Source organism: Streptomyces sp. NBC_01237, from assembly GCF_035917275.1.
In the GTDB taxonomy this organism is placed as follows: Bacteria; Actinomycetota; Actinomycetes; order Streptomycetales; family Streptomycetaceae; genus Streptomyces.
This window is the reverse complement of record NZ_CP108508.1, coordinates 6494949-6507390: the sequence shown is the minus strand read 5'-3', so window position 1 is coordinate 6507390 and position 12442 is coordinate 6494949. Positions and strand designations below refer to the sequence as shown.

At 72.2% G+C, this 12442-nt stretch carries 9 protein-coding genes and 1 pseudogene; 5 read left to right on the top strand and 5 right to left on the bottom strand.

Translation table 11 applies throughout. The annotated features are described in order from the left end of the window. Window positions 1-8: 8 nt before the first annotated feature. Window positions 9-668: a peptidoglycan-binding domain-containing protein gene (locus OG251_RS29055; RefSeq protein WP_326679890.1), complete on the top strand. Its 660-nt coding sequence runs from the start codon at window positions 9-11 to the stop codon at window positions 666-668. 172 nt (window positions 669-840) lie between these two features. Here the strand turns inward: OG251_RS29055 and OG251_RS29050 are convergent, their stop codons facing one another. Then, window positions 841-1374 (bottom strand): hypothetical protein, encoded by a 534-nt coding sequence (locus OG251_RS29050; protein WP_326679889.1) that lies wholly within the window; start codon window positions 1372-1374, stop codon window positions 841-843. 287 nt (window positions 1375-1661) lie between these two features. On the opposite strand from OG251_RS29050, the gene OG251_RS29045 reads away from it, so the two are divergent. Further along, window positions 1662-2273 carry a YceI family protein gene (locus tag OG251_RS29045; RefSeq protein WP_326679888.1) on the top strand — a complete coding sequence of 204 codons (612 nt, stop codon included), beginning with the start codon at window positions 1662-1664 and terminating at the stop codon, window positions 2271-2273. Window positions 2274-2535: 262 nt separating this feature from the next. On the opposite strand, the gene OG251_RS29040 is transcribed toward OG251_RS29045, so the two are convergent. Further along, window positions 2536-3552: a LacI family DNA-binding transcriptional regulator gene (locus tag OG251_RS29040; protein WP_326679887.1), complete on the bottom strand. Its 1017-nt coding sequence runs from the start codon at window positions 3550-3552 to the stop codon at window positions 2536-2538. A gap of 195 nt (window positions 3553-3747) precedes the next feature. Here OG251_RS29040 and OG251_RS29035 point away from each other — a divergent pair, with 195 nt between their 5' ends. Then, a complete protein-coding gene (locus OG251_RS29035; protein WP_326679886.1) occupies window positions 3748-7188 on the top strand; it encodes a glycosyl hydrolase in 3441 nt (1146 codons plus the stop codon). A 144-nt stretch (window positions 7189-7332) separates the two neighbouring features. Further along, the gene (locus OG251_RS29030) at window positions 7333-8988 is read left to right on the top strand and encodes a hypothetical protein (protein ID WP_326679885.1); all 1656 of its coding nucleotides are present in this window, start codon (window positions 7333-7335) and stop codon (window positions 8986-8988) included. Between the two features lie 102 nt (window positions 8989-9090). Here the strand turns inward: OG251_RS29030 and OG251_RS29025 are convergent, their stop codons facing one another. Further along, window positions 9091-10059, bottom strand: a complete 969-nt coding sequence (locus OG251_RS29025; protein ID WP_326679884.1) for an NAD(P)/FAD-dependent oxidoreductase — start codon at window positions 10057-10059, stop codon at window positions 9091-9093. A gap of 205 nt (window positions 10060-10264) precedes the next feature. Between OG251_RS29025 and OG251_RS29020 the strand changes: the two genes are divergently transcribed. Beyond that, window positions 10265-10891 (top strand): TetR/AcrR family transcriptional regulator, encoded by a 627-nt coding sequence (locus OG251_RS29020; RefSeq protein WP_326679883.1) that lies wholly within the window; start codon window positions 10265-10267, stop codon window positions 10889-10891. A 22-nt stretch (window positions 10892-10913) separates the two neighbouring features. Here the strand turns inward: OG251_RS29020 and OG251_RS29015 are convergent. After that, window positions 10914-11258 (bottom strand): annotated as a pseudogene (locus OG251_RS29015) (ATP-binding protein); the annotation flags it as partial. 207 nt (window positions 11259-11465) lie between these two features. Next, window positions 11466-12356: an NAD(P)-dependent oxidoreductase gene (locus OG251_RS29010; RefSeq protein ID WP_326679882.1), complete on the bottom strand. Its 891-nt coding sequence runs from the start codon at window positions 12354-12356 to the stop codon at window positions 11466-11468. Window positions 12357-12442: the final 86 nt, after the last annotated feature.

The following is a 12442-nucleotide window of genomic DNA, read 5'->3' as shown; positions in this document are numbered from 1 at the left end:
CGTGCGGTATGCGAAAGAACTCAACCCCCCACCGCATGCTCGTATGTCTGGCCGCAGCCGGAATTCTGCTCTCCCTGCCGGCCACCGCCCACGCGGCATCCGCCCCCGACCCCGCACCCCACGGCCTGCGCGCCTTCCAGGCGAACCACGGACTCCGCCCCACCGGTTCCGTGGACGCCGCCACCGCCCGACTGCTCGACGCGGCTCCGGACAGTGAATTGCGTACGGTCTTCACCGCACCGTCCGACCTCGGCCCCGAAGAGCTCGCCAACGCCCGCACGGTCATCGGCGTCGGAAAGGGCGCGCAGATACCGGAACAGGGTCAGGTCATCGCCCTGATGACGGCCATGCAGGAATCGAAGTTCGTCAACTACACGGTTCCCGTCGACCATGACTCGCTGGGCATCTTCCAGCAGCGGCCCAGCACCGGCTGGGGCACTCCGGAGCAGATCACGGATGTCGCCACGTCGTCCAAGTCCTTCTACGGGGTGGCCCCGTTCGGCAACAACCCCGGACTGATCCAGATCAGCGGCTGGGAGTCCATGGCTCCCGGCGACGTGTGCCAGGCGGTGCAGCGTTCCGCGTATCCCGACCGGTACGCGCAGTGGGAGCAGTTCGCCCGCGACCTGCTCGCACAGGAGGGCCCCACGGTCGACCCGATCCCCTGACGAGGCGTTCCGCCTCCACAGACGCGGGTGCCCCCGTCCGGCGGGACGGGGGCACTCGTCTGTTCGCGGGGAAGCGACCGGCGGGCCCGCCGGTCCGCGGCCGGCCGTTCCCGGACGGTCAGCGGCCAGCCGTTGTGGGGATGCCCGGCCGGCCGTTCCCGCCGGTCCGCGGTCAGCAGCCGCCGCAGTTGTGGAACGTCACGTCCCAGTGGTTGCCCTCGTCCGCGTAGATGTTGCCGGAGCCGGACTGGTACTGGGGCGCACCGTCACCGCGCACACCGATGTAGGTGAAGACGCTCGTGACGTAGTTGGTGACGCAGCTGCTCTTGGCGAAGTCGAGCTTGTAGCCGTTCCAGTGGGAGTACGTACCGCCGGCGTGTCCGGTCTCGGTGCCGCCGGTGATGTTGAGCGCGCAGCCCGTGGCGCTCTTCAGCGTCTGGGCACCCTGCGCGGTCGCCTGGTTCAGCTGGTCGAACGACGTACATGTGGCGACGTTCCGGTCGGAGCAGCCGCCCGAGGACGACCAGGTGACCCCGGACGAGGAGAAGCGCGAGGTCGCCTGGGAGTGGGTCAGCTTGGTGTCGGCGTGCGCCTCGGTGGCGCCGCCGCCGAGGGCGCCGATGCCGGGGGCGAAGAGTGCGCCGAGGACGAGGGCCAGGGCGGTGAGGGCGGAACGGAGTCTCGGGCGGGTCGCCTGGTTCACCATGGGGGGATTCCTCCTGCTCATGACAATTTGTGGGGTGCACGGCCGCGCGGAAAACGCGGACCGGCAGGGAGATAGTGCCTGAGCTCTACGCGCGTCCGCCAGAGGGCGGCGTGTTGCCATGCGGTGAACATCGCGACGCACGGGCCGCCCGAACGGGGCCCCGTCCCGGCAGGGACCACAAAGGTTGAACTTTGAACTAGATTCCTCTACAGTCAATCTCGTTGAAGGTTAAACAACACCGCCGACATCTTTCACCGCCGCTCGATCACGTCCCCCGAGGAGGAGCCATGGCTCTGTTCAACCGCAAGTCCACCACCGCCCCGTCCACCACCGAGACCCCCGCTGTTGACCCTGCACTGGCCGCCCTGACCGGCGACTACACGATCGACCCGGCCCACAGCAGCATCGGCTTCACCGTGCGTCACGCCATGGTCACCAACGTGCGCGGCACCTTCGTGGAGCACGAGGGCGCCCTGAAGCTGGACGGTGCCGACCCCTCGAACTCCGCCGCCTCGATCGACGTGAGGATCGCCAGCGTCAACACCGGCATCGCCGACCGCGACGGACACCTGGTCAGCGGCGACTTCTTCGACGCCGAGAAGTTCCCCCTCATGACGTTCCGCTCCACGGGGGCGGCGCAGCTGGGCGGCGACAAGTACCGGGTGACCGGTGACCTCACCATCAAGGACGTCACGCGCCCGCTCGCCATCGACCTGGAGTTCAACGGCTCCGCCACGGACGTCTACGGCAACGAGCGCGTCGGCTTCGAGGGCAGCGCGGACATCCTCCGCTCCGACTGGGGCCTGACCTGGAACGCGGCTCTGGAGACCGGCGGCGTGATGGTGGCCGACAAGGTCAAGCTGAACTTCGACATCTCCGCGATCAAGGCCGCCGCCTGATCCTCCGCACACGCACCCGCACGGGCGGCCCCGCACCCCTCCAGACCGAGGGGAACGGGGCCGTCCGGCGGCGTACGGGGGCCACCTCCAAAACCCGCCGTTCGGCCCCGGCCACGGCTCTCGCCGTTCGGCCCCCGCACCTCCGGGCCCGCCGTTCGGCCCTCGCTCACCGACCTCGCCGTTCACCCCCCGACCACGGACGTCGCCGCTCGGCCCCCGCTGGGCCCCCATCGCTCGGAGCCACCGCGGGCCCCCGCCGGGGTCAGTCCCCCGGTCTGCCTCCGCCCGTCGTCGCGCCGACCACCAGCTCGCACGGGTGGGCATGCGGCCCGGGGTCGTCGCGCCCGTCGGCCACCTGGGCCGCCGCGGCGGCACCCAGACCGGCCAGCCCGGTGTCGACGGTGGTCAGGTGCCGTGTGCCCTGGCCGCTGATCACCGTCTCCCAGTTGTCCACCCCGACCAGCGCGACATCGTCCGGGACACGCCTGCCGGCCTCCAGCAGAACGGACTCCACGCCGAGCGCGATCTGGTCGTTGCCGCAGAAGACGGCATCGAACGGGGTGCCGGATTCGATCAGCCGACGGCAGGCCGCAGCCCCCGAGGCCCGGCTCCAGTCGCCCCGGAGCGTGTCGCCCGCGGCGGGCAGCCCCGCCTCGGCCAGCGTGGTGAGCAGACCCCGTTCCCGTCCGGCCGCCGCGGCGTCGTGGTGCTCGGCGGTGATGTGCGCGATGCGCCGCCTGCCGAGGGACAGCAGATGCTCACCGGCCAGCCGCCCCGCCATCTCGCCGTCCGGTACGTAGCAGGAGTCGGCCGCACGGTCCGTGAGGCCGTGCGCGTACACCACCGGAACGGTGAAGTCACCCGTGACGGAACGCAGTTGGGACTGGAACCCGTCGCCCAGGACCAGCAGGCCGTCGACCCGGCGGGCCAGCAGCCTGCGCACGCTCCCGGCCATCGCGTCCGGGTCGAAGCCGGTGTCGTAGAGCAGGCAGGCCTGCTCCCGGCCGCCCAGGTGCGCCACCGCCCCGACCAGCACGGGTTCGGTGAACGCGCCCCGCGCGTTGTACGCGAGGATGCCGATCGTGCGGCTGCGCCCCAGCGCGAACGACTGGGCCAGCGCATTGGGGCGGAAGTCCAGGCGGCGGGCGACCTCCGCGATACGGGCGCGGGTCGCCGCGGAGATCCGCCCGCCGCCGTTCAGCGCCCTCGACGCGGTCGAGAGCGACACTCCGGCGACCGCCGCGACATCGCTCAACGTGACACTGCTCCGTTCCGACATGGCAGCAGCCTACCGACCTGCGCAACTGCTTGTGCGGAGACGCCGATTGCCGCGCAGACCCTTGACAGCGACAGGCACCCGGATCAGTCTGTGCCGCGATGAGCAACCGCTTGCGCAAACCCCGGAGTGCGGTTCGGCGCCCCCTCGGCGACCGTGCGCAGCGGCCCCGTGCGCGACGATCAGGGAGTTCCCGCCATGCGACTTCGACCACGGCAACGGCAACGGCAGAGACCGCGGCGTCGGCTGATGGGGACGGCGATGGCGGTGACGCTGCCCCTGCTCCTCGGCCTCCTCGCCCCCGGCTCCGGCCCCGCCTTCGCCACGGGCACGGGCGGCGCCGCCTCCGACTCGGCCACGGCCGTGTTCGGGCGCGCGCTGGAGACCGGCCGCGCCACCGTCGACGCCTCCCCCGGCAGCGACGAGCCGAGCGCCAACGTCAGGACCTACGGCGACCGGGACTGCTGGGAGATCGGGCCGGGCCGCCCCAACCAGTACCTCAACGTCACCCTGGACACCGGTCTGAAGCACGACGGCAAGAACTTCGCGGGCGTCGACATCGAGTACTTCGACGGCCCGGACGCCAAGTTCGCGCTGGTCTACGACGCCGTCTCGAACCCCTGGCGCACCTCGCGGATCATCAACACCACCGGCACCAACGTCTGGAAGACCGCGCACTTCTACCTCCCGGACGGGGCGTTCACCGGCGGCCAGCACGGCCGTGACATGCGCATCGCCACCTGGGCGCAGGACATGGGCTCCAGCGGCAGACCGGTCTGCTTCGCCCGCTACGCCCTCACCCCCTCCCTCGTCGACACCGACGACGTCCAGGTCGAGGTGACCACCCCGGGCAATCTCTTCGACCCGGGCGAGAAGGCCACCTTCGGGGTCCTCGCCACCCGCGACCGCACCGTCCCCTGGAGCGTCCGCGACTACCGGGGCCGCACCGTGGGCGGCGGCAGGGCCGCCATCGACCCCACCACCGGCAGGGGTTCGGTGGACGTCGGTGAACTTCCGCTCGGCTACTACACGTTGACCCTGCGGGGCAGCGCGGCCGACGGCGCCCCCGTCTCCCGTACCGCGGGCTTCGCCGTGCAGCACCCCGGCCCTGACCCGAGGCGGACCACCGACTCCTTCTTCGGCGTCAACCACCACCACCGCTCCGCCCCGGACGACGCCTGGGACGACTCCACCGCGCTCGCGGCCCGGGCCGGCATCGACGCCCTGCGGGTCGACTCCGCCTACTGGGGCTCCATCGAACGGCCCAAGGGCACGTACCAGTGGCCCGCGGCCACCGAGCGCGTCACCGCGGACTTCGGCACACGCGGCCAGAACGGTCTGATGCTGCTGGGCCTGGGCAACGGCGACTACGGCGGCATCCCCAGCACCCCCGAGGCGTACGAAGCGTTCGGCAGGTACTCCGGGAAGGTCGCCGAGCAGGCCGGGGGCCGCATCGAGTCGCTGGAGGTCTGGAACGAGTACTACGGCGGCTTCTCCAGCGGAGTGTGCTCGCAGAGCGCGAAGTGCTACGCCAAGCTGCTCGCCGCCGCGTACCCGGCCGTCAAGGCCGCCGACCCGAAGATCACCCTGGTCGGCGCCTCGTCCTTCAAGGTGCCGCTGGACTGGTTCGAGGAGCTGTTCAGCCTCGGCGCGCTGAAACACATGGACGCGGTGTCCGTCCACCCCTACCGCGCACCCGGTGCGCCCGAGGGCGTCGGACTCGACGTCGCGGGCCTGAAGCGGCTGATGCGCCAGTACAACGACGGCAAGGAGCTCCCGGTCTGGATCACCGAGCAGGGCTGGACCTCGGCCGACCGGGACGGCATCGGCGTCAGCGAGCAGACCCAGGCGCAGGCCACCGCCCGCGCCCTGCTGGAGGCCAAGGCCGCGGGCGTCGCCCGCTACTACTGGTACGACCTGATCAACGACGGCAACGGGCCCAGCAACGGGGAGCAAAACTTCGGCCTGCTGCGCCGCAGCGGGCCCGAGGCCACCGGGCTCAATCCGAAGCCCGCCTACCTCGCCTACGCGACCGCCGCCCGTGAGCTCACCGGGGCGACGTTCACCGGGCGGCTGCGCACCGGCGACGCCGGCCCGCACGCGTACCGCTTCGCCTCCGCTCCCGGCTCGCCCGGCGCGGGCTCGACGACCACGGTGCTGTGGAGCAGCGACCGCACCGGCGAACCGGTCCGGATACGGGCCACGAAGCCGGTCACGGTGGTGGACATGCTCGGCGGCGAGCGGGTGCTGGAGCCGGTCGGCGGCTGGGTCCATCTGACGGCCACCGGCGATCCCCTCTATCTGCGGGCCCCGGTGAGCAGGATCGAGAAGTCGCCGTTGCTGTCACTGTCCACGCCACGCGACATCGTGGCGGGCACCGACGTTCCGGTGACCGCGACCGTCGACAACCGTGCGGCGGGCGGCCACGGCAGCACGTCGGCCCGGCGCACCGCCGTCTTCGAGGTCGAGGGCGAGCGGGTCACCGTCACAGCGGCCCCCGGCCGCCGCGCGAGTGCCGTGCTGAAGGTCCCGGCCGGAGCGACACCCGGCAGCCGCGTCCTTGCGGCATCCGTGACCGTGGACGGGAAGCGGGCCGGAGCGCTCGCGGCCGGGACCGAGGTGGTGGCGGAGCCGGTGACGGTCGATGTGTCGCCGGACATGTCGGTGGCGCACGGCAGCCGCACCGACCGGCTCGCGGTGACCGTCACCAACCACTCGCCGGACAGGCCGGTCACGGTGACCGGTATCGACTGGTCCTTCGGCGACCGCAGCGGACGGATCGAAGGCGCGGGAAGCGGCAGCGCGGAGGCCGGAAGCGGCGGAAACAGGAGCACCGGAAGCGCGGGCGGCGGAAGCGACAGGCACCGCGTCCCGCCGCTCGGCAGCCGCACCTTCCGTACGGAGGTAGACGGGGCGTCCGCGTACGCCGTACAGCCGGTGGCGGTGACGGCGCGGCTCGCGGACGGGCGGACCGCCCGCGACAGCGACTCCTTCGGCTTCAGCCCGGTCACCCGGGCCACCCCGCGCCTGGTGGGCGGAGAGCTCACCGGTCTGCGGGGCGTCCCGAAGGTGGACCTGTCCGAGGTCGGCTCGTACAAGGGGATCGACGCCTCCGCCGCCGACGGCGACATGTGGGCGACCTGGGACGACAAGAACCTCTATGTGTCCGCCGTGGTCCGGGAGAAGGACTACCGGGCCCCGGAGAAGGTGGCCTGGCTGCCCGCCGGGGACAGCATCGGCATCGGCGTACAGCCCGGAAAGCCCGGCGACGGGCTGGGTCGCTGGGGTGCCGACTGGTACATGCTCTACGCCGGTGACACCACGCGGGAGGGCCCGGGGGTCTTCGTCGAGTCCCTGCCGAAGGACTACCCGGTGGGCGCCGTGGACGGCGCGGACGTACGGGTGTCCCGCGACGCGGCGGCCGGGACGACGACCTATCTCGTCGCGGTGCCGTGGAAGCGGATCGCTCCGCTGTCGCCCGCCGACCCGTCGTTCTCGCTCACGCTCACGGTCAACAAGAACGACGGTGTACAGCGGGACAAGTACCGCTCGCTCGGTCTGCGCGGCTGGCAGACCTGGGGCGACGGGCTCAACAACTGGAAGCTCGTGCGCTATCAGCAGGTGCGGCTGACCCGCTGACGGCTGTCGGGTGGCCGGTGGCGCGCCTCGTACGGCGGCCCCGGTCACCCGCCGTCCACCACCGGCCGACCGGCCGCCCACCACCGCCACCGATCCCGTCACCCCACTCGCCAGCAGGCACGACCACCCGGAGGGCGACTCTCCATGACCGGCATCCCGATCGGACCCCCCGCCACCTCCCATCCCCGGCGTCGGCCCCTGCCCCTGCCCCTGCCCCTCGCGCTCACCCTGGTGCTCGCACTCGCGCTCTCCCTGCTCGTGGGGCTCCCCTCGTCCGCCCCCGCCGCGACGCACACCCTGACCGTCACTTCCCCGAGCCTGATCTTCCAACGGGGCCAGGGAGCAGTGGAGTTCGGCTCGTCCGCCGCATCCGTCTCCTGGTCCGTCACCGACGAGCGGGGCACCCGGGTCCGCAGCGGCACCAGCTGGCTCTCCGGGGGCAGGGCCGTCCTCTCCGTCGCCGACCTCGCGCCCGGCTATTTCGAGCTCGCCCTCCACGCGGGCTCCGCCACCGACCCGACCGATCTGCGGACCTCGTTCGCCGTCATCGAGCAGGTGCCGGACAGCGCGGTCGGACCGTCGTCGCCCTTCGGCGCGGCCGTGCACCTCACGCGCACCGGCTGGGGCACGCGGGTGCTGGACGAGGCTCGGAAGGCGGGCATCTCGCACATCCGCGAGGACGCCTGGTGGGACCGGTTCGAGACCGCGAAGGGCACGTACACCTATCCGGCCGCCTTCTCCGCCGGGATCGCACGCGCCCGTGCGCTGGGCATCACCCCCCTGATCATCGCCAACGGCGCCAATCCGCTGTACGACAAGGGGGTGACCCCCAGCACCCCCGAAGGCATCGCCGCCTTCGGGAAGTTCGCCGCGGAACTCCTGAAGCACTACGGCGAGAGCAACGTCGAGGTGCTCAACGAGTACAACGGCACGACCTTCAACAAGAGCGCGTGCGGGCGGACCGCCGCGTGCTACCTGGACGTGCTCACCGGCGTCAACAATGCCGTGAAGGCCGTGAACCCGCAGGCCACGGTGGTCGGCCCGGCCACCATCGGCATCGCCAACTGCACGCCCGCCACCGGCCCCAAGTGCTTCGCACCGGATCTGATCGACCGCGGCGGTCTGCGGCAGATGGACGCCTACAGCGTCCACCCGTACCACTACCCGGGCGGCCCGGAGTGGATGGCGGGGACCGGCGACACCCTCGCGGGCCTGCGTCAGCGGATCCGTGACGCCAACGGCGGCAAGGACAAACCGATCGTCCTCAGCGAGATGGGCTGGCCCACCGACACCGGGCACGGCACCGGCGAACTCCAGCAGGCCGACAACCTGATCCGCCTCTACGCGGTCGGCCTGGCCAACGGCGTGAGCCGGGTCTACTGGTACGACCTGGTCAACGACGGCAACGACCCCGCCAACAAGGAACACAACTTCGGCATGCTCCGGCAGCCGGTCACCGCCACCGCCGCGAACCCGGTGTCCGTCACCGCCAACGCCCCGAAACCGGCCCTGGTCGCCCAGGCCGTGACCGCGCGGATGATCGGCGGCAGGACCTACTCCGGCGACGACGGACTGACCGCACCGGCCCGCTCGGCCCGGTTCACCGCGGGCGGCACAACCACCCGGGTGGTGTGGGCGACCACGGCCCGCGACTTGGTCGTCTCGGCGACCGGCCCGGTGACGCTGGTCGACTCCTGGGGGCGGAGCTCCGTGAGGCAGCCGACGGGCGGGAGCTTCACGCTGTCGGCCGGTACGTCGCCGGTCTTCGTCCAGGGACCGGTCACCGGGATCACCGGGTGACGGCACCCGCCCGCGCACAGCGGCGCGGGCGGTAGAGGGGGGCGGCCGTGCGGACGGTAGAGGGCAGGGGGCGGCCGTGCGGGCGGCCGCCCCCTGCCGCACCTACCGCGCCCGGCGTGCCTCGACCGCGAGCCGGGTGTCGTCGGCGATCAGCTCGGCGTTGATCGCGATGGCCGCCCGCAGTCCCGCGTTGGCCGCGCCGATCACCTGCTCCATCAGGTTGGTGACGTTGCCGGCCGCCCGGACACCGGGGACCTCCGTCGCCCCCGTCGGGTCGACCTCGATGTACGAACCGATCACACTCCCGGCCGCCTCCTGTACGACCGGGACCAGCCCCAGGCTCTCCAGTACGGCGGACCTGGCGGTGAAGCGGGCCTGGACCACCAGGGCCTCGCGCGGGACCACCCGGCCCCCGGCCAGCCGGATTCCGGTGAGCCGGTCCTCCGTGATCTCCAGGCCGGTCACCTCGCCGTCGACCACGGCGATCCCCCGCGCGGCGAGCTGCTCGTACTCCTCGTCGGTGGGCTCGGGACCGGTGTGGCGGAAGAGGGTGACGTCCTCGCTCCACTGCCGCCACATCAGCGCCTGGTGCACGGCGAGCGGTCCGGCCGACAGCACGCCGATCGGGCGGTCCCCGACCTCCCAGCCGTGGCAGTACGGGCAGTGCAGCACCTCACGCCCCCACCGTTCGGCCAGTCCCGGCACCGGCGGCAGCTCGTCGACGAGACCGGTCGTCACGAGCAGCCGGCGGGCCACCACGGTGGAACCGTCCTCCGCCACGACCCGGAAACCCTCGTCCCCCGGCAGCCGCTCGGCCGATACGACGCCGCCCCTGACGATCTCGCCCCCGTACCCGGCCACCTCGTCGCGGCCGATCGCCAGCAGTTCCGAAGGCGCGATGCCCTCACGGCCGAGGTAGTTGTGCGCATGGGACGCGGGTGCGTTGCGCGGCTCTCCCTTGTCGATCACCAGCACCGAACGCCGGGCCCGCGACAGCGCGAGAGCCCCGCCCAGCCCGGCCGCCCCGCCACCGACGACCACCACGTCGTACCGCTGCTTCTTGTTGTTCATGCGAAACACCTCCTGTTACGGGAGAGAGTGCGCGCAGCGCTGCCGGAACGACAAGTTTGATTGCTGATCCGGCAAACACGCGAAGCGGACCGGATGCGGACCGGAAGCGGATCGCGGGCGGACCGGAAGCGGATCGCGGGCGGACCGGACGCGGGCCGGGGCGCGAGCCCGCCGCCGGAACGGGACGGTGCGTACGATCGGAGTCATGACAGCCCCAGTACGCGGACGGATCGACAAGCGGCAGGCGATCCTGGAAGGCGCGTTCACCGTCTTCGCCCGCCGGGGTTACGACCAGGCGGGCGTCCAGGAGATCGCCGACGAGGCGGGGGTGGCCAAGCCCACGGTGTACAACCACCTCCACGACAAGGCCACGCTCTTCCGCCACGCCATGGAGACCGAGTCGCAGGTCGCCCTGGGCAAGCGCCTCGCCGCGCTCGAACCGCTGCTGGAGCCGGGGGACGACCTGCGCGCCACCCTGCGGACTGTGGCGCTCGAACTGCTCAGGCTCCACTGCGACGACCGGGCCTGCGCCCTGCGTCGGCTGCTGCACTCGGAGATCGCCCGCTTCCCCGAGACCCTCGACATCGTCAGCGCGAGCGGACCCCACCGCATCAATGAGGCCCTGGCCGACCGGATGGCCCGGCTGATGCTGAGCGGGCGGCTGCGCTCCACCGACCCCGACCTGGCCGCCGAGCAGTTCATGGCGCTGCTGACCGGCTCGATGGAGGCCCGGTCCCGGATGGGTACGCGCACCATCGGCGAGGACGAGCTGCGGAGCGTGGCGCACGCCTCCGTCGACACCTTCCTCCGGGCGTCCGCACCGGCCGGCTGATCACCGGCCGCCGGTCGCGCGGCACCGCGAACTCGCACCACACCACCTTGCCCGGGTTCCGCTCCCCCACCCCCCACCGGTCGGCCACGGCGGCCACCAGCAGCAGCCCCCGCCCGCCCTCGGCGCCCGGCCCCGGCACGCCGGCCGCCGCACGGACCTCGCCGTCACCGCTGTCGTGCGGCTCGACGCGGATCAGCCCGTCGACGCGCTCCAGGCAGAGGTGGACCCGGAACCCGCGACCGGGCGGCACACCGTGCAGCAGCGCGTTGGTGGCGAGTTCGCTCACACAGAGCACCACATCGTCGGCGCGGTCCTCGCACGCCCAGTCGACCAGCGCCTCGCGGGCGAACTTCCGTACGGAAGGGATGGACCGGCGCTCACGGCGGTAGAACGCTTCACGGAAGTACGGGAGTTAGGTTGGCCCGCCCATGCCGCCAAGGTGACACAACGTCACCTCCCCTGATCAGTGCGTCAGGTCGTACAGCGGATCCGTACGACCCCTGACGGGTCACCCGACGGTTCGGGACGGCGAGAGCCGCCACTCTCCCGCCGGCCCCGCCGCCTCCCGCCCCGGTCAGTCGGTCCGGGGCTCCTCGAAGCTCGCGAAATAGGCGGCGGCCATGTCCTCGTCGCCATGGCCCTGGGCCGCAGCGCGGGCGAAGCGTTCGGCGCTCGCCTCGGCCACGTCGAGACGGATGCCGTACTGCTGACCGGCCCGGACGATCAGCCGGGCGTCCTTCTCGGCGGTGGAGACCGCGAAGGACGCCGGTGACAGCCGGTCCTCCAGGACGAGCGCGGACTTGGCGCGCAGATAGCCCATGTCGAGCGGGCCGCCCTCGATGAGACCGAAGAAGCTCTCCGGATCCACGCCGAGGACCTTGTACAGGGCCAGGACCTCACCGGCCGCGTTGGTGGCGGCGAGGACCCAGCTGTTGGCGACGAGCTTGAGGCGGGTGGCACTGCCCTCCGCACCGTCCTCGCCGGTCCACACGGTACGGGCGCCGACGGCGTCGAACACGGGCGTCACGGCAGCGCGGCCCCCGGCCGGCCCTGCGGCCAGGACCACCAGCTGCCCGGCCTCCGCGGGCTCCCGGGTACCGAGAACGGGTGCGTCGTAGAAGACCAGCCCCTGTTCCCGGGCGTAGTCGGCCAGCTCGCGCACGGCCTCGACCCCGGCGGTCGTGGACTGCACCCAGGCGGCGCCGGGCCGGAGCGCGGGCGCGGCCCGGCGCACGACGTCGAGAGCGGCGGGGCCGTCGTGGAGCATGGTGAGGACAACATCGGCGCCCTCGACGGCGTCGGCGGGGGTGTCGGCGATGTACGCGCCGTCGGCGGCCAGCGGTTCGGCCTTGGCCCGGGTGCGGTTCCACGCGCGGACGGTGTGTCCGGAGCGGGTCAGGTTACGGGCCATCGCGGCCCCCATGATCCCGGTGCCCAGGACGCTCACGGTGAGGTGATCGGTCATGACGTCGGTCGCCTGCCTTCTGCCGGTGCGGTGCGGTGCGCGTGCATCTTCACCCCTCGCGACCGCTGCCGCGACCCGGCGGCCCG